The following is a 15,610-nucleotide window of genomic DNA, read 5'->3' as shown; positions in this document are numbered from 1 at the left end:
AAGTATAGGGAAAGTTCCAGTCTGTGGCAATTTGCTCCATGATCAATAACGGGCCACGACCATTTTCTTACGGGTGTAGAACTCCACCCCGTCTTTCCCGTTGGCGTGAAGATCTCCGTAAAAGGACTTTTTGTAGCCTGAGAACGGGAAAAATGCCATAGGTGCCGGTACACCTACATTGACCCCGAGCATGCCGGCGTCGATCGACTCCCTGAACTCCCGAATCGCTTTGGCACTGTCCGTATAGATACAAGCCCCATTGGCAAACTCGGACTTGTTGGCAATCGCAACGGCTTCCTGGAGGCTGTTTACCCGAACAACCTGAAGTACGGGCGCAAAAATTTCGTCCGTCCAGATGCTCATGCCTGGAGCGGCATGGTCAAAGATCGTTGGTCCAAGAAAATATCCATCAGCATTCGCCGAGGAATGATCCCTGCCGTCCAGTACAAGCTGTGCCCCCTCCTGTATCCCCTTCTCAATGTATCCGATGGTCCGGCTCTTATGAGAGTCCCGGATTACGGGGCCCAGGAAAGCATCCGGTTCCATGCCGTCCCCTACAGGGATGTTCTTGGCGGCTTCGGCCAGCCTGCTCACCAGCTCGTCGGCGATATCGCCGACGGCCACGACGACCGAGCAGGCCATGCAGCGTTCTCCTGCGGAGCCGAAAGCCGCGCTCGTGATCTCTTTCACCGCCAGCTTAAGATCGGCATCCGGCATGACGATGGAATGGTTTTTCGCGCCTCCCAGCGCTTGTACCCGTTTACCATAGGCCGCAGCGGTCTTATACACGTACTCGGCCACAGGCTGGGAGCCGACAAACGAAATCGCCTTGACGTCTTCGTGCTCAAGCAGGCCGTTAACGACGTCATGCGCACCGTGAACGATGTTGAACACGCCGTCCGGCAGGCCGGCTTCCTGGAGCAGCTCCGCCAGCCGGTTCGCGAGCAGCGGCGTCCGTTCGGACGGCTTCAGCACGAAGGTGTTGCCGCATACGATCGCCAGCGGGAACATCCAGCAGGGCACCATCATCGGAAAGTTAAACGGCGTGATGCCCCCGACGACGCCGATCGGATAACGGTACATAGCCGACTCCAGCCCGGAGGCAATATCCGGCAGGTTGCTGCCCATCAACAGCGTCGGGGCGCCGGCGGCAAACTCCACGCATTCGATTCCGCGCAGCACCTCGCCGTACGCTTCCTGGTAGCTCTTGCCGTTCTCCTGCGTAATCATCCGGGCGAGCTCATCCCAGTGCTCCGTCAGGAGCTGCTGGAATTTGAACATGATCCGCGCCCGGCGCGGCACCGGGGTGCCGCTCCATGACGGAAATGCCTCCGCCGCCGCGGATACGGCCTGGTTCAGATCGTCGAGGGTGGATAAAGGGACGCGGGCGATCTCTTCCCCGGTGGCCGGATTATATACCGGTTCCGAACTGCCTCCGCCGGAAGGAATCCATCGGCCCCCGACATAGTTGTGAAGCTGCTGCACTTGATCTTGCACTTGATCCGTCATGTAGATACCTCCATGGTTTTGTCAGATTCCTTGCTGCACAAAGCGGTCGATCCGCTCCTGGATTTGTGAGGCCGTCGGCATTGCGTCGGAGCAGCTGTGGCTGGAGACCACGATCGAAGCAGAGGCACTGCCGAACTGCTGGCACCGGTCCAGACTCCATCCCTGCATCAGGCCGTAAATAAAGGCACCTGCAAAGGAGTCGCCCGCGCCGAAGGTTTTCACCACCTGCGCCGGAAAAACGGCACCTTCGTGCTTCTCGCCATCCGCCGAGAATGCCGTCGACCCATCGCCGCCCCGTTTGACGACTACCAGCTTGGCCCGGTGCTTGAACCACTGCTTCGCAGTGGCTTCATCGTCCTGCTTGAGCGGGCCGTCCAGCGCTTCGATCAGGTCGAACTCTTCGCGTCCGCCGATGATGATATCCGATTTCTCCGCGGCCAGACGGTAATACGTGCCGATCTCATCGGCCGAGGTCCAGGTATACGGACGGTAATCGATATCAAAGACAATGACGACTCCGTGTTTTATGGCCAGTTCCATCGCTTTGAAGGCCGCTTCTCTGGACGGGCTCTTCGCGAGGGCCGTACCGGAAATGAGCAGCGCTCTGGCGCTTTGGATATATTCCTCGCTAACGTCACCTGGCTCAAGCTTGAGATCCGCTACGTTATCCCGGTACATCAGGATGCTGCAATCCGTCGGCGACTTGATTTCCGTAAACGTGAGTCCCGTCACACTGCCCGACCGGTCGACGATGACGTGTTCGGTGTCGATGCCGCATTCCTGCAGGTACCGGGTGATGAAACGGCCGTGGGCGTCGTCGGACACCCTTCCGATGAAGCCGGTACGCAGCCCCAGCTTCGCCATGGCGATCGTAATGTTGGCCGGGGAACCGCCGACATATTTGGTAAAGGTGACCGTGTCCTCCATCGGGCGATGGATCTCATTGGCATTCAGATCGATACATAGGCGTCCTAATCCGATAAAGTCCAGGGGACGATGGTCTGGAAATGTAATGGTGGTCAACGTTTGGGCACCTCCTGTCCAGGGGTCATCAGCCATTCATGCTGAGGGTCGTTATGGAACTTCCAGGTACGCACCGGTCCGGCCATGACGTTAAGGTAATACACGTCGTACCCGGGAGGCGCCGATACCGGATGGTAGCCGCGGGGAACAAGGACGGCGTCCCCGCTCTTCACGGCCAGCGTTTCATTCAGCGACAAGTCGTCGGTATATACGCGCTGCAGGGCAAATCCCTGACCTGGGGACACCTTGTGATAATAAGTTTCTTCCAGCAGGGATTCGTGTGGGAGATGAAGTTGGTCATGTTTATGCGGAGGATAACTGGACCAGTGCCCGGCCGGCGTAAAGACTTCCACGACGAGCAGACTTTCCGCTTCCTCCTGCTCCGGCAAAATATTGCGGACGGTCCGCTCCGTATAACCGGAGCCCCGCTGTTCCACCCCGATCATTTCCGGCGAAATGAGCCTTGCGTCGAGCCGTCCTTCGCCGGGAGCGCTGCACACGGCCACCTCCGTTAATGTAACGGCTTCCAGCCGGAAACGATCGTGGGCCGGAACGTATACCGCATAAGGGGCGAGTGGCTCGAACACACTCATCCGGCGGCCGATCCGCTCATAGCTTTGTCCGCCTGCGTCCACATTCGCCAGCCCGCTGAGCAGCACCAGGCAGACTTCGCGGTCTCCCGTCTCCTGATCGATCGTTTGCCCGGGTTCCAGCCGGTATGCTTCAAAACCTACGTACTCCCACCCCGCCGATTCGGGCGTGATACTGAGCAATTTGCCGTTCTCGTCCGGCTGTCCGCCGGGAACGATAAGCTTGGACATGTTCCTTCCTCCTTTCAGGCTTTCAATTCTTGAACGATTTGAGCGAGATATTGCTTAGACTTGCTGGCATATTCGTAAGGATTCGCTTGGCCGGGGTCCTGCTCTGCCTCCAGAATCATCCAATCGTCGTAACCATGCCGCCCGAAGCTGCGGAAAATCGGCGCAAAGTCGATGCATCCGTCGCCCGGAACAGTAAACACGCCCTGGATCACCGCTTTTTGAAAAGGGATTCCCTCCCTTTTCACCCGATCCAGCACATCGTTCCGAACATCCTTCAAATGAACGTAGGCAACGCGATCCGCATAGCGTTCATACAGCTCCAACGGGTCGGATCCGCCGTAATAGGCATGCCCTGTATCCAGCAGCAAATAAACAAGTTCGGGATCCGTCGTCTCCATCAGCCTCTGAATTTCGTCCGGCCGTTCCACCACAGTTCCGATATGGTAGTGATAGACGAGCTTCATTCCGTTTCGTCTGCACATTTCGCCAGCTTGGTGCAGCCCCTCGACCATGTGGTTCCATTCCTCGTCCGTCAGGGGATGCACGTCCTGCACGCCTTTTGGCCTTCTCGGGTCGCCGATGATCGAACCCCCAAGCTCGCAGGTGACGACATGACGGCTGCCCATCTTCTTTAGAAATTCAACATGCTGCCGATACGATTCCAGCTCGGACGCCCTGCGGCGCGGCTCGGAGAACAAGACGCCCTTCCACTGCGAAGCCATCTGGAGTCCGTGCTCAGCCAATGCCTTCTTGAGAACGGCAGCGTCCTTCGGGAATTTCCGGCTGTTTTCCGTTCCGGTGAATCCCAGCTGCGTGAAATCCCGCATCAAATCTTCGAACGTGTAGTGGTCACCGAGTTCAAGCACATCTTCATTCACCCAATTGATCGGTGATATGCCCAATTTAATCGATCGGATCTCCGTCATCTTCGTCGTATCCTCCCTTTGGACTTATATTTTCAGCGCCTGCTGCAAATGTTCGTTCATCGTTTCCCTCGCGGCCCGCACCTTATCGCTGGTCGACACTTCCGGAACATCCACCCTCCACCAGGATTCGTACCCGCCCGACTGAGTGCCCGGCAGCACCTTGATTTCGATCAGGGTTGAGCCCTTCTCCTCCCTGGCCTGCCGGAGAGCTTCCCGCAGTTCGGCAATACTGGAGGCGGAATATGCCTTGACCCCCATGCTCCGTGCATGAGCCGCATAGTCGACCGGTACGTATTCTCCTGTCAGGCGTTCCGTTTCAGTGCTGCGCAGACGAAATTCGTTGCCGAAGCCGTCGCTTCCGTTTTCCCGCTGCAGGCTGTGTATGCACTGGTACCCGTGATTGTCCAGCAGAATGACATTTACCTTGACGTCTTCCTGAATACTGGTTAAAAGCTCCGAATGAAGCATAAGGTAGCTTCCGTCGCCGACGAGCGCGTACACTTCCTTGTCCGGCTCGGCGAGCTTCGCGCCGAAGGCTCCGGCAATTTCGTACCCCATACAGGAAAAACCGTATTCCATGTGATAGGACTTGGGGGCTTCCGACCTCCACAGCCGGTGTAAATCGCCCGGAAGACTCCCGGACGCCGCAACGATCACTTCATTTGCCATGAACCGGTTCAGCTCACCGAGCACGCGGGTTTGCGCCAATCCTTCTTCTGACTCCAAACTGTACAGCCGGTCGACCTCTTGGGTCCATTCCGCTTTCAGTTCGGCAAGCGCCGGTTCGTCATAAGCTGCCTTGTAGTTCCTTACCTGAAGTGCGGAAGTTAATTCCTTCAAAGCCGCTCCCGCGTCCGCCACCACCTGGCAGGCATTCAGCTTCGACGCGTCAAACCCGCTCACATTGATATGAATAAATTCGGTCTCGGGACGCGTAAAAGCAGTTTTGGACGCGGTCGGAAAATCCCCGAGCCGGGTGCCCACGCAAATGACGGCATCCGCTTCTCTCGCAAGCCGGTTGGCGGCAAGGGATCCGGTCGCACCGATCGCACCCATATTCAGCGGGTGATCCCACGGGATTGCGCTCTTTCCCGCCTGGGTCTCGGCCACGGGAATACCGAACGCTTCCGCGAACTGCAACAGCTCTTCATAAGCCAAGGAATAATGGACGCCGCCGCCGGCAATCAGGATCGGCCTGTGCTTGCGCGAGACCAGTTCCGCCGCACGCTCGATCGCTGCCCCGTTTGCCGGCTTGCGGTCAAGGTAATGCACCCTTTTGCGGAAAAATTCCTCCGGATAATCGTACGCCTCCGTCTGCACGTCCTGCGGCAGACAGATGGTAACCGCGCCGGTTTCGGCCGGATCGGTCAGTACGCGCATCGCCTGGATCATCGAGCTCATCAGCTGCTCGGGGCGCGTAATCCGGTCCCAGTACCGGCTGACCGGTTTGAAGGCATCGTTGACAGACACGGTATAATCCATCGGGTGCTCCAGCTGCTGCAGAACCGGGTCCGGCTGCCGGCAGGCGAAAATATCGCCTGGAAGAAGCAGCACGGGAATCCGGTTGACCGTCGCCGTTGCGGCGGCTGTGACCATATTCAGCGCACCCGGGCCAATGGACGAGGTACAGGCGAAGATTTCAAGCCGGTTCTTCTGCTTCGCATACGCAACGGCGGCATGCGTCATGCCCTGCTCATTTTTTCCCTGGATGAACTTGAGGCTGCCTGGTTCCCGCTCCAATGCTTCGCCAATGCCCAGTACGTTGCCATGACCGAAAATACCCATGACACCCTTAACGAATTTGTGTTCCTTTCCGTCCAGCTGCACGTACTGCTGGTCTAGGAAGCGAAGCAAAGCTTGAGCCATCGTTAATCGAAGTACGCCCATTCATAACCATCCTTTCACAGGATATTTCATCAGGTTAATCGCTTACCCTAAAGACAAACAAAAACCTTATGTTGTAGACATCGAATACTCGGACAAGCTGACGGGTCTCTTCTCCAGCCACGACTTCCTGGCCGCATCCGCCAGCAGCTCCGCCTGATACCCGTCCTCCCCGCTGACGGGGACGTCCTCATTGTTCATGATCGCTTTGACGAAGCTCTCGATTTCAAGCCGGTACGCGGTTTCATAACGCTCCAGGAAAAAATGCTTTGGCTTATCCCGGTACACGCCGCCAGCCGTGCTGATTTCCGCCGAGTTCGGAAAATCGTTCTGCACGTTGACCTGGCCCCGCGAGCCGAAAACTTCCACGCGCTGATCGTATCCGTAGGCAGCCTGCCTCGAATTGTCGATGACGCCGATCGCACCGTTCCGGAATCGGAGCGTGATGACCGCTGTATCCACATCGCCGAGCTCTCCAATGACCGGATCCACCAGAACCGCCCCTTGGACATACACCTCATCCACCTCGCTGCCGCTCAAAAACCGGGCCATGTCAAAATCGTGAATCGCCATGTCCATAAACAGCCCGCCTGATACCTTGATATAGTCATGAGGAGGGGGGCTGGGGTCGCGCGAAGTGATTTTGATCAGATGGGGATCTCCAATCTGGCCGGAAGCGACGATTTCCTTGACTCTGCGGAAATTCGGGTCGAATCTGCGGTTGAAGCCAAGCTGAAATTTGACGCCGCCGTCGGCTGCGGCTTGCAGCGCAAGACGGGTTCCCTGGACATCGAAGGAGATCGGCTTTTCGCAGAAAATGTGCTTGCCTGCCTTGGCGGAGCGTTCGATCATGTCAATATGGGTATTGGTCGATGTGCAAATAAAGACGGCATCGATACCTGGATCGACTATGATTTGTTCCGCATCCTGCGTCAGCATAGGGATCCCCAGCCCTTCGGCCCATGCCCTGGCATAATCGATCTGCAGGTCTGCAATCGCTTTCACTTTAACCTGAGGATGCTTGAGCAGATTTTCGGTGTGCAGCCTGCCGATCCTCCCAGCTCCGATCACGCCGATATTCAGTTGTTTACTCATGGACATTCCACCTTGTTCTCACGATATCATTTCATTGAATCCTTCTTAGGGTAACCGCTTTCCTTGATCGGATTATAACACCGCTCCGGACCTTTGCAAACCCTTTTTTGTTATTTAATCCCACATTTTTTTGCCGGTCACTATATGATTGGCTCGAAAGCCTGCTTTCTGTCAGGTCATCCGAATCACGGTTTCCATGACATATATATGAGTTTCCGCAAGTTAACATTCTATTTCCAACGAATTGGAACCCCATCCCATGTAAATATTCCCTTCAATCCTGATCCTTCCAACCCAAAAAACCGCATACCATCACGGCAGCGGTTCGTCGGACTTACGGTTATAGGGCTTGGCGACCAGAAATCAGTTCGTGGGATCCTCGTCCCGCCATATGGTTCTTCCGTCGCGGGTTAAATAAGACATCCGCCGGGCCACCTGGACTTCGATTAGGCCGTCTCCCTTCAGAGTCAGGCTGCCTCTGCCTTCCACCATCGGATATCCTGGCGCGGCTGAACCGCTAGAGTCAATCAAATAGGTGGCCTTCGCATCCGTGACCGATGCCAAGCCATTTTGATATTCCGATACCCGGGTATACCCAAAATCTGTCAGCAGCCTGCCCTCCCAATCCGCAATCGCATATGTCAAGCCGATGGACGGCTGCTCCGGATTTACGGCCCGTGCGAGTGCCAGCCTTTCCTCACCGAGATCAAGAATATCGTGATATTCGGGTGGAACGACGAATTGACCCGAATCATCGATGACGCCGTATCTCTTCGTGTCGCTCTCCGCCGTATTTACGATCGCCCGCTGGCGGCGGAAGGGTGACGCCGAAGTAAATACGGGCTGTATCCGGACTTGGCCGCGCAGATCGACATAGCCGTATTTTCCGCCAGCCTGCTGCTGACAAACGAGCAATCCGTCGCCTGGAGGACCGGCATACTCAAATTCATATTCGTACAGACTTCGCCCGTCCAGCCCGATAAGCGCGTATTCTCCATCCTTCATTTTGACCCAGGCTTTGCCGCCGCCAAAATCGCCGGCTTCCTCATATCTTGCCGGAATAATCTCGTATCCCTGCGAATCCAGATAGCCGTAACGGCCGGTATGTACCGATTCTTCAGGACGCTCCGCTCCACAAAATACGGATCTGCCCTCCCGCATATCGGCGATATACGAATACCCGCTTTTCGTCACAACCTTACCTTGTTCATCGATCAGCTTGCAGTCGCCGCCGTCCGTGACGACAGCGCGGTGTTCCGAGAACGGAGAAATCGAATCGTACACCGGGGCGACGATCCACACCCCGGCTTGATCGATCAATCCGTATTTTCCTCGTTCCCGGACGATGGCAAGGCCGTTCTTCTGAAATTCCTTCGCATCTTCGTATCTGGCCGGAATCACCATCTTACCGCTCGTGTTGATATACCCCCATCGGATCCCTTCGGCAGTTCGGGCCGAAAACCGCAGCAGCTCTGCCACGCGCGGCAGCTGCATGATTTTCCTCTCCAGCGTCAAAAGGGCTTCCCGGGAAGGATACGGCTGGGCAAATCCCAATGCTCTTCGCACCGAATGCAGTGCGGCCTGCGGGATACCGGCCCGATACTGGGCCTCGGCCAGATAGTACCAATAGAACGGATAATCCGGATAGGATTCGGTCATCCGTTCGTAATAGCGGGCCACTTCAGGATAATAAGCCGGATAAACGTCTTCTGCCGGGTGAAAACTCCCGTCCCGCCAGCGCAGCACCTCCGTCCGGTAGGCTTCGCCCGTATCATGTATCCAGAGCGCCAGCTCGGCTCTGCCGTCAGGACCTCCAGGGCCCGGCCAATCCGACACGTCAATATAGCTGTAGCTCATTTCCGTTGGTGCCACATCCGTCAACCCATGTTCCGTCCATTCATATACGGACAGCTTTGACCAGATGGAACCGATCTGCCAGCCTACGAGCAGGTTGTTCCGCTCAGGCTTGGTTACGGGTGCGGCAGTCAACAGCGTAACTCCATAGCCGGGGCCTTGGATCCTGGCCATCGTTCTCCACACCCCTCCGCTAAACTTGAGCACGAGCAAGTACAGCACATCATCCAACCGATAGACGGCGGATATCTCCGGGATCCGGTCCCCTGTGACATCCTCGGCAATCACGGCAGGTTGTCCGGCTGGAGTACTCATCGTCACCAGCTCGGCCCCCTCCGGCAGATACGTGTTGACAAGCTGTACCGGACTTTGCGATTCATTTACGTTCATTCCGCATACTCCCTCTCTCTTTGCTTTTGCCTAATGGTATGCCGAGAGCGGGGAGATATGCCAGGGGTGAGACAGAAAGCCGGAGAACTTGTCCACTATCATATTTCCATCATTGATGTTCCCGCTTGTTTTATGTTTATCAGCAGGGTTAATTACATCTTGCAATCACAAAGTCCAATGCACACAAACCATCACTTACTACAGAAGGGAATTCATGTTTCGTCATCAAAAAGAGCTTCAGTTCGAGGTAAAGGTTGAGCGCCCGGATCCCATGTTCGCACAACAAGTCCAAGAAGTGCTTGGAGGTCAGTTCGGTGAAATGACCGTGATGATGCAAGCAGCCCCTCTGCATTCGGATCTCAATGATAAGACTCTGCAGGATAACGTTTGATAGATGTAAAGAAAACCTAACCCTCACCGGGTTAGGTTTTTTTATTTTGGTTCTGCTGCCGCCGAGGAATCAATTCATTTATGACGGCAGCTCGGTAAGAATATGCGTTGCGGAAACTGTCCTCACCAGTTCTAGGCAGTCCTCGCGACCTGCCATGCCAGAATCCGGTCCCGCCGGAAGGTTCTTGGGGCTCCTGTCATCAGACATACCGCCCTGACGGTGTTCCCTCGAATTTCTTTCACTTCGATTTTACGCTGCGTAATGTTGCCGGCCTGGTCCAAATAAACGATTTCCACGGTTTGCCCTACATATTTTTCTGACATGACAGACCCTCCTAACCGAACGTATGTTTTTATTATATACGAACACCCGTTCTTTATTCCATGTAAATATTGCCCATATATAGCACAGCCCTGGCCGGAAGGGTGTTACGAACCTAAAAAAATTTCATCATCGGGTAACATTTCGATAATATGTCAGCTACACGGAAGGGATTTGAGGGAATTTAGCGAAAAATGTAGTATCATTCTTTTTCAAAAATCATGTGCTGGATCGAAAAATGTGTTGGCGCATCTGTCGTTGCGGCATGCTGCGAGCGCAAAGAAGATGCAAAATTTCTAAGGAGCTGTTCAACCATGGATAACATTATTCGTAAAATTGAAGAGCTTCGGTTGGAATTGAATAAACTGTCCGTATGCAGATGTCTCACCGATCCGGAGCTGATCAAGGCCAGTCAGAAATTAGACCGGGCATTAAATGACTACGACAAATTTTTAAAAGAGAACATGTAACCCAAAGAGGACCTGCTGATCCTGTCAGCAGGTCCTCTTCCTGTTCTGCATCCTGTGCTGGTTGTTATGCACCTGAACGAAAGCCATCGTACATCCGGGCTGCGGTTTCTCTTGCCTGTATCGCCGACAGATGCAGCCTCTCCTCCGTACCAGCATAACCTATCTCCTCTTTACCGGTTTGCAGGTCCCCGAATACCGAGTCGGCAAATTCGTCAAGAGGCGCGCCGAAGGTGTGAAGTCCCGCCCCGCCAAGATCGGTGTTCACCGCAGGCGGCAGCACTTCAATCACCTTGACGTTCGTTTGAGCCAGCTGAATCCGGAGACTGACGGTAAAGGAATGAAGCGCGGCCTTGGTAGAACTGTAAATCGGAACCCATGCTCCCGGCGTAATGGACAGCCCAGAGGTGACATTGACGATGACCGGATCCGGTTGTTCTAGCAAGTGAGGCATAAACAACAGGGTTAAATGAATCGGCGCATCCACGTTAATGGAGATTTCCTGGCGGTAATACTCCCACTCTTTCACCGCTTCGAGCAAATGAACCCGCTGCTGGATGCCCGCGTTATTAATAAGAACGTTCAAACCCGGAAATTCGGACGTCACTTTACGGAACAATTCAAGACGCTGGGATTCCACAGACAGATCACATGCCACCGTATGAATATCCGGATAACGTTCCTTCAGCTCCTGAAGCTTGTCTGCCCGGCGCCCGCAAATGATCACGGTGTTACCGGCCTGAACGAACCGCTCTGCCAGGGCCAGCCCGATTCCGGATGCACCGCCGGTAATGAGTATCGTTTTTCCGCTAATCTTCATTTCTCCTTCACTCCCGTTGGATAAAATAGTTCACGATTATAAGACCGCTCCATTCCATGTATCAGTAAATCTGGCGAAAGCTGCAGGCTGATAAGCATCACGTCATCGATAAATGCTTCAATTTATTGTAAAATAACTATAGGTAAAAAGAAAACCGGACTGATTTTACATGAAGGAGATATCAACATTGAGTGTACCAAACCCCCATCTTTCTGAGGACTTAGGAGACTACGGACGAGCTGCCCTGAGAGCAGACTGTGAGAAATGCTTCGGCCTGTGCTGCGTTTCCCTGCCTTTCGCCGCCTCATCCGACTTTGCCATGGACAAGCAAGCGGGACAGCCCTGCCGCCATCTTCAATCCGATTTCCGGTGCGGCATTCATGACAGCCTGCGCCTAAAGGGATTTCGCGGATGCACCGTCTATGACTGTTTTGGCGCCGGACAAAAAGTTTCCCAATTCACTTATAACGGCAGAGACTGGCGCCAAGCACCGGAGACGGCGAGGCAAATGTTCGAGGTGTTTCCCGCCATGCGTCAGCTGCACGAGCTTCTGGCTTATTTAAGCGAAGCCCTCAGCCAGGAAGACGCCCACCTGATCCACGAGGAGCTTAGATCGCAGCTGAACGAAACGCAGCGTCTCACCGAACTTCCGCCAGAGGAAATATTGAAGCTGGATATACCCGCTCACCGGGCTGATGTAAATATTCTGCTTCTCAAGACAAGCGAGCTTGTTCGGGAGGAGGCACGCCGGCGTTACAAGGGGCCTTCACCTCGTAAGAACCTGAAAGGCCGCGGAGCGGATCTGATCGGTGCCAAGCTGAAAGGTGCAGATCTTAAATTCCAGAGCTTTAGAGGCGCATATTTGATCGCGGCGGACCTTCGGGACGCAGACCTCCGGATCACGGATCTGATCGGCGCCGACTTCCGGGACGCGGACATCCGCGGTGCGGACTTGAGCGGAAGTCTTTTTCTGACCCAGTTCCAGATCAATGCCGCCAAAGGGAACGCAGCTACCAAAATTCCAGCCGCTTTGGAGCGTCCTTTTCATTGGACCTAGAACCTGCCAAGAGTACACAAAATAAAACAACCGCTGGAACCTCGTTGTCCCAGCGGTTAATTATTATTGGATATTAGGCGCGTTCTCCACGCAAATCGGGGAGGGACGGCTCAAAGGAACTGATAAATACGTCCTTCTGCTTCTTCTTGTTGTTCTTCTTCATGACACCAAACAGCGTAATAACAGCATACATCGGCACCACGTAGTAGAAAATCAGAATCAAATAGAACAAGCCGCCAGAGCTTAAATGCATTCCGGACGCAATTGCAAGCCCTGTAAGCAGCAATGTATTCATGACGTTGGCAATCAACACTTCGTGCTTCTTCCCGAAAAACAGCACACCGATCAACGCAGCGGTAAACACACTCAGCAGTATAAAGGTCATGATGAATTCCTCCTTAAAAACATTGGATGCTATATCATACGCAATGGATCAGCGATGATTCACAATTTCGACAAACTGCTTTCACAATTTAGACACAATTAGATTACCTCAAAGATAACACATTTAAACATCGTTGAAAAGGCTTTCACCAAAAATAATTGGAAAAAGTAGCAAGAAAGGCCCCGGAACCCTTGTTCCAGCGCCTTTTAAACATTTCATTTGATATGCCATTTCTGACTTATTCCCTAACGCGACGGCTCCGAATCCGACAGCTGATCGTGAATGGCCGCCTGCTCCTCATGCCACCACAGCGCTTCTTCCGGCTCCTTGAGCACCTCATGGACTTCGTGGGGCTTTTCCACCGCCGGCGCGGATCCCCGCAGCGACCGGCCCGAGGTCTCCGTAAACCACATGGTCACGATAACGAAGCCGATCAGCGACACCGCAATCAAATAATATGCCGGAACCAGCGGTTCCCCGGTCAGATTGATCAGCCAGGCCATGACGAGTGGAGTGGTTCCGCCGAACAGGGAGGCTGAAATATTATAAGTAATCGCCAGGGCTCCATATCGGACCTTGGTAAAAAACAAGGCCGGGAGCACGGACGGCATGGTGCCTTCAAAACAGGTCAGCAGCACGGCGAGGCACAGCAGACCGAGGAAGACCATCCCTCCCCTGCCGCTGCCGATCCACCAAAACGCAGGAAGCGAAAGCACGATCAGCCCCAGCAGACCGCCTTGAATGATGCGTTTGTTCCCGATCCGGTCACTGAAGTAACCCATGAACAGTACGATGGGGATCATGATGAACATGACGATGAGAATGAGCAGCAGCCCTTCCGTCTCCCCGTAACCGAGTACCGCGGTAAGATGCGATGGCATGTATGACAAAACCATATAGTCAACGACATTGAAGGAGCACACCATGGCGATGCAGAGCAGGACGACTCTCCACTGAACCTTCAGCAATTCCCGAAAAGGCACCTTCTGCCTCCCTTCCTCCTCTGCTTTCTCCATGGCCTCGAAAGCGGGAGTTTCCTCGAGATGATTCCGCAAATACAGGCCGATCAATCCGATCGGTGCCGCTATAAAAAAGGGAATCCTCCAGCCCCAAGCCAGCATCCGGTCGGGCCCGAGCAGGTAGCTTAGCAGCGTCACCAATCCGGATCCGGCAATGTACCCCACCAGAGTGCCCACTTCCAGGCCGCTCGCCATAAACCCGCGGCGCTTGTCGGGTGTGGATTCGGCAATGAAGGTCATAGCGCCCGAATATTCGCCCCCTGTGGAAAAGCCCTGGACCAGGCGAGCCAGAAGCAGCAGCACCGAAGCGGTAATGCCAATTGATGCATAGCTCGGAATAAGGCCAATGCACAGTGTAGACACCGCCATCATGACCAACGTGATGGTGAGCACTTTTTTCCGGCCTAGCCGGTCCCCCAGCCTCCCAAAAAACAACCCGCCGAACGGCCGTACTAGAAAAGCGATGGAAAATGTGGCAAAGGTATAAATCAGCTGGATGGAACCCGACATCTCCGGAAAAAACACTTTGCCCATAATGACGGCCAAATAAGAATAGATTCCGAAATCGAACCACTCCATGGCATTTCCCAATGCGGTGGCGACGACGGCCTTCTTGGCGTTGCCGGTGTCCACAACCGTAATATCTTCTTTATGAAGCCGGAGTCCGGATTTTTTTCTAAAGGGCAGCGTCCATTTATTTTTTTCGTGATCGTTGCTGTTCATGATCGAAGACTCCTCTACAAGCGGAATACCTTGACCAAACTAGTATTCGCCCGAAGCCTTACACCAATTCATCGAGGACTCGGCAGCACTCCTCGTTTCCGAAGTCGATCTTCTTGGCTGCAATACGGACGGCTTAAGAAACCGGCTTGCAATGAGTGTCATTCCTTCCGTTCAATATGGAAGAGTTCGCGCAGCACATGTTCAATGCGTTCCGGCTCGACATCCTCTTTTGATTTCGTCTCACCGATTACCCGGGTTAAAGAGTTTCCGCTCAGCGTAACACGACCCTGCTCCGTCTGAATCATCGCCACCCGGACCTTATTGAATTCCGATTCGTGCCCGTACTGCGTCATATCAAACACCGCTTTGAAATCTTCCAGCAATCGCGGCTTCATGTCCAACTGGTACAGCGTCTCCCGCTCACCTGGGGTTTCCATCTCCAAGACAAAACGGTTTTGCCGTTGTGTATACGGACGTATGCGCCATTTCCCCTCCCCATCCCCGGTCCAGTCGCCGTTCAGCGGAACCGGTACACGGGGACTTCGGCCGCCAAATCCAACATCTACGAGGTAATCGCCGCCCGTAAGATGAACGACATTAACGGCATGGGTTCCGTCGATAAACCATCCATCCTCCTGCTTAACTGTACAGGCCGCCATTGAAACACTGAAGCCCAGCGCCTTGAGAAGGCTGTTAAACAGTCCGTTTAATTCGTAGCATACGCCTCCGCGGCAGCCTTCAATGATCTTGTCGAAGAGCGTGTCCGGGTTCATCGACAATGGGACCCCATCCATGATATCGAGGTTTTCAAACGGAATACGCATGACGTGCCGGTACTGGAGCTCACGCATCAGCTTCAGATCGGGCCTGATATTTTGATAGGTCATGCCAAGTCTGTTCAGATACTTTTGCAGGTTAAACATTC

At 54.2% G+C, this 15,610-nt stretch carries 14 protein-coding genes and 1 pseudogene; 3 read left to right on the top strand and 12 right to left on the bottom strand.

Annotated features, from left to right (window positions below):
- Positions 1-42 precede the first annotated feature (42 nt).
- The 7 genes from FHS19_RS05980 to FHS19_RS05950 all read right to left on the bottom strand — a co-directional run bounded on the left by FHS19_RS05980 (position 43) and on the right by FHS19_RS05950 (position 9,502).
- Positions 43-1,509, bottom strand: a complete 1,467-nt coding sequence (locus tag FHS19_RS05980; RefSeq protein ID WP_183579966.1) for a CoA-acylating methylmalonate-semialdehyde dehydrogenase — start codon at positions 1,507-1,509, stop codon at positions 43-45.
- A 21-nt stretch (positions 1,510-1,530) separates the two neighbouring features.
- The gene (gene iolC / locus FHS19_RS05975) at positions 1,531-2,532 is read right to left on the bottom strand and encodes a 5-dehydro-2-deoxygluconokinase (protein ID WP_246426430.1); all 1,002 of its coding nucleotides are present in this window, start codon (positions 2,530-2,532) and stop codon (positions 1,531-1,533) included.
- Positions 2,529-3,353, bottom strand: coding sequence for a 5-deoxy-glucuronate isomerase (gene iolB / locus FHS19_RS05970; protein WP_183579960.1), 825 nt, complete (start codon positions 3,351-3,353; stop codon positions 2,529-2,531). The genes iolC and iolB overlap by 4 nt, the downstream gene beginning before the upstream one ends.
- Positions 3,354-3,367: 14 nt before the next feature.
- Positions 3,368-4,279 (bottom strand): myo-inosose-2 dehydratase, encoded by a 912-nt coding sequence (iolE, locus tag FHS19_RS05965; protein WP_183579956.1) that lies wholly within the window; start codon positions 4,277-4,279, stop codon positions 3,368-3,370.
- A gap of 24 nt (positions 4,280-4,303) precedes the next feature.
- The gene (gene iolD / locus FHS19_RS05960; RefSeq protein WP_183579953.1) at positions 4,304-6,166 is read right to left on the bottom strand and encodes a 3D-(3,5/4)-trihydroxycyclohexane-1,2-dione acylhydrolase (decyclizing); all 1,863 of its coding nucleotides are present in this window, start codon (positions 6,164-6,166) and stop codon (positions 4,304-4,306) included.
- 66 nt (positions 6,167-6,232) lie between these two features.
- Positions 6,233-7,258, bottom strand: a complete 1,026-nt coding sequence (iolG, locus tag FHS19_RS05955; protein WP_183579948.1) for an inositol 2-dehydrogenase — start codon at positions 7,256-7,258, stop codon at positions 6,233-6,235.
- A gap of 363 nt (positions 7,259-7,621) precedes the next feature.
- Entirely contained in the window at positions 7,622-9,502 is a 1,881-nt protein-coding gene (locus FHS19_RS05950) for a WG repeat-containing protein (RefSeq protein ID WP_183579945.1), read from the bottom strand.
- A 214-nt stretch (positions 9,503-9,716) separates the two neighbouring features.
- Here FHS19_RS05950 and FHS19_RS05945 point away from each other — a divergent pair.
- Positions 9,717-9,839: pseudogene (locus FHS19_RS05945) on the top strand (manganese catalase family protein); the annotation flags it as partial.
- Positions 9,840-10,024: 185 nt separating this feature from the next.
- Here the strand turns inward: FHS19_RS05945 and FHS19_RS05940 are convergent.
- Positions 10,025-10,216, bottom strand: coding sequence for a hypothetical protein (locus FHS19_RS05940; RefSeq protein WP_183579941.1), 192 nt, complete (start codon positions 10,214-10,216; stop codon positions 10,025-10,027).
- A gap of 312 nt (positions 10,217-10,528) precedes the next feature.
- On the opposite strand from FHS19_RS05940, the gene FHS19_RS05935 reads away from it, so the two are divergent.
- A complete protein-coding gene (locus FHS19_RS05935) occupies positions 10,529-10,684 on the top strand; it encodes an aspartyl-phosphate phosphatase Spo0E family protein (protein ID WP_183579939.1) in 156 nt (51 codons plus the stop codon).
- 64 nt (positions 10,685-10,748) lie between these two features.
- On the opposite strand, the gene FHS19_RS05930 is transcribed toward FHS19_RS05935, so the two are convergent.
- Entirely contained in the window at positions 10,749-11,501 is a 753-nt protein-coding gene (locus tag FHS19_RS05930; RefSeq protein WP_183579936.1) for an SDR family oxidoreductase, read from the bottom strand.
- A 187-nt stretch (positions 11,502-11,688) separates the two neighbouring features.
- Here FHS19_RS05930 and FHS19_RS05925 point away from each other — a divergent pair, with 187 nt between their 5' ends.
- Positions 11,689-12,558, top strand: coding sequence for a pentapeptide repeat-containing protein (locus FHS19_RS05925; RefSeq protein ID WP_246426429.1), 870 nt, complete (start codon positions 11,689-11,691; stop codon positions 12,556-12,558).
- Between the two features lie 73 nt (positions 12,559-12,631).
- Here FHS19_RS05925 and FHS19_RS05920 read toward each other — a convergent pair whose 3' ends face one another.
- The 3 genes from FHS19_RS05920 to FHS19_RS05910 form a co-directional block, all read right to left on the bottom strand.
- On the bottom strand, positions 12,632-12,943 hold the full coding sequence (locus FHS19_RS05920) for a hypothetical protein (RefSeq protein ID WP_183579929.1): 312 nt from the start codon (positions 12,941-12,943) through the stop codon (positions 12,632-12,634).
- Positions 12,944-13,188: 245 nt separating this feature from the next.
- A complete protein-coding gene (gene proP, locus FHS19_RS05915) occupies positions 13,189-14,685 on the bottom strand; it encodes a glycine betaine/L-proline transporter ProP (RefSeq protein WP_183579926.1) in 1,497 nt (498 codons plus the stop codon).
- 158 nt (positions 14,686-14,843) lie between these two features.
- Positions 14,844-15,608, bottom strand: coding sequence for an arylamine N-acetyltransferase family protein (locus FHS19_RS05910; protein ID WP_183579923.1), 765 nt, complete (start codon positions 15,606-15,608; stop codon positions 14,844-14,846).
- Positions 15,609-15,610 lie beyond the last annotated feature (2 nt).

Source organism: Paenibacillus rhizosphaerae (assembly GCF_014192015.1).
In the GTDB taxonomy this organism is placed as follows: domain Bacteria; phylum Bacillota; class Bacilli; order Paenibacillales; family Paenibacillaceae; genus Paenibacillus_AQ; species Paenibacillus_AQ rhizosphaerae.
This window is presented reverse-complemented; position numbering and strand designations above follow the sequence as displayed.

Bases quoted from the DNA above. Each gene is read 5' to 3' on its own strand.
- FHS19_RS05980 (WP_183579966.1), bottom strand. From the start codon at position 1,509: ATGACGGATCAAGTGCAAGATCAAGTGCAGCAGCTTCACAACTATGTC.
- iolB (WP_183579960.1), bottom strand. From the start codon at position 3,353: ATGTCCAAGCTTATCGTTCCCGGCGGACAGCCGGACGAGAACGGCAAA.
- iolE (WP_183579956.1), bottom strand. From the start codon at position 4,279: ATGACGGAGATCCGATCGATTAAATTGGGCATATCACCGATCAATTGG.
- iolD (WP_183579953.1), bottom strand. From the start codon at position 6,166: ATGGGCGTACTTCGATTAACGATGGCTCAAGCTTTGCTTCGCTTCCTA.
- iolG (WP_183579948.1), bottom strand. From the start codon at position 7,258: ATGAGTAAACAACTGAATATCGGCGTGATCGGAGCTGGGAGGATCGGC.
- FHS19_RS05950 (WP_183579945.1), bottom strand. From the start codon at position 9,502: ATGAACGTAAATGAATCGCAAAGTCCGGTACAGCTTGTCAACACGTAT.
- FHS19_RS05940 (WP_183579941.1), bottom strand. From the start codon at position 10,216: ATGTCAGAAAAATATGTAGGGCAAACCGTGGAAATCGTTTATTTGGAC.
- FHS19_RS05935 (WP_183579939.1), top strand. From the start codon at position 10,529: ATGGATAACATTATTCGTAAAATTGAAGAGCTTCGGTTGGAATTGAAT.
- FHS19_RS05930 (WP_183579936.1), bottom strand. From the start codon at position 11,501: ATGAAGATTAGCGGAAAAACGATACTCATTACCGGCGGTGCATCCGGA.
- FHS19_RS05920 (WP_183579929.1), bottom strand. From the start codon at position 12,943: ATGACCTTTATACTGCTGAGTGTGTTTACCGCTGCGTTGATCGGTGTG.
- proP (WP_183579926.1), bottom strand. From the start codon at position 14,685: ATGAACAGCAACGATCACGAAAAAAATAAATGGACGCTGCCCTTTAGA.
- FHS19_RS05910 (WP_183579923.1), bottom strand. From the start codon at position 15,608: ATGTTTAACCTGCAAAAGTATCTGAACAGACTTGGCATGACCTATCAA.